This window comes from Microvirga sp. HBU67558, assembly GCF_018069605.1.
In the GTDB taxonomy this organism is placed as follows: domain Bacteria; phylum Pseudomonadota; class Alphaproteobacteria; order Rhizobiales; family Beijerinckiaceae; genus Microvirga; species Microvirga terrae.
Genome location: NZ_JAGPUP010000319.1, coordinates 1 through 1,295 on the forward strand (window position 1 = coordinate 1; position 1,295 = coordinate 1,295).

At 67.6% G+C, this 1,295-nt stretch carries 1 pseudogene; it reads left to right on the forward strand.

Annotated elements, in window-relative coordinates:
• Positions 1 to 29: 29 nt before the first annotated feature.
• Positions 30 to 1,258 (forward strand): annotated as a pseudogene (locus KBI52_RS01475) (IS3 family transposase).
• Positions 1,259 to 1,295 lie beyond the last annotated feature (37 nt).

Consider the following 1,295-nt stretch of genomic DNA (forward strand, 5'->3'; position numbering starts at 1 on the left):
TATAAGCGGACGGGATCCGCAGAAGGGTGATGACGATGACAGAGACGATGAAGGATGCGGCCGGTCCGGGCCGCGGTGGGCGCATGTCGCGCCATCGCAAACGCGAGGCGGTTCTGCGGCTGCTGCGCGGTGAGGATCTGGACACGGTCTCCCGCTCCCTGGGCGTGACGGCCGCCACGCGGAGCGGCTGGCGCGATGCTTTCCTGGCCGCCGGCGAGGCCAGTCTCGCCACCCGGCCGGCCACCGGCGAGGCGCTGGAGACTGAGCGGCTCAAGGCCCGGCTCGGCGAGATGCTGCTGGAGCGGGAACTGCTGGAGGCCAAGATTGCCCTTCTGGAGGGCGGCCGCCCTTTAGCTCAGAGGAGGTCGAGGCGATGAGCCGGGCCCTCTCGCCGAGCAGCGGCCAGCCCTATGGCTTGGCCCGTGTCTGCCGGATCTGGCGCGTGGCCCGGGCGAGCGTCTACCGCCATCGCAACCCGCAGACGGACCGGCGGCGCCGCGGCCCGGTCGGACCGCTGTCCGATCCAGTGCTCACCACTGAGATCCGTGCCGTCCTGGCCGCCAGTCCGTTCCATGGCGAAGGCCATCGGAAAGTTTGGGCCCGCCTGCGCCTGAAGGGCATCCGCACCTCGCTCCGCCGGGTGTTGCGGCTGATGCGCGAGCACGACCTGCTGGCGCCGTCCCGGATGGGGGCGCCGCGTGGGCCGCGCAACCACGACGGCACGATCATTCCGGAGACCATCGACACCCTGTGGGGCACGGATATGACAACCGGCTGGACGGCCGAAGGGCAAGCTGCCGTGTTCGTGGCGGTGGATCATCACAGTGCCGAGTGCGTGGGCATTCATGCCAGTCGCCAAGCCCCCCGCTTTGAGGCTCTCGAGCCGCTGCGCCAGGGCGTACGCGAGCACTTTGGCGGCTTTAGCAAAGGGATTGCTGCAGGCCTGTCGGTCCGGCGCGACCATGGCAGCCAATACATGTCGCGAGCATTCCAGGACGAGTTGCGGTTCCTTGGGATCGCGAGTTCGCCGGCCTTCGTGCGGGCTCCTGAAGGGAATGGCTGTGCAGAACGGTTCATCCGCACCCTCAAGGAGAACCTGCTGTGGGTGCGTCAATTCGAGACCATCGAGGAGTTGCGCCAGGCGCTGTTGGCTTTCCGGGAGAGCTACAACTCCACCTGGCTGATAGCCCGGCACGGATTTCAGACGCCGAAAGCCGTCCGGCACAACCTGCTTCCATCCGCGGCCCTCGCCGCGTAGGCTTCAATCCGGTGTCTCAAAAACTGCGGGCGGTACA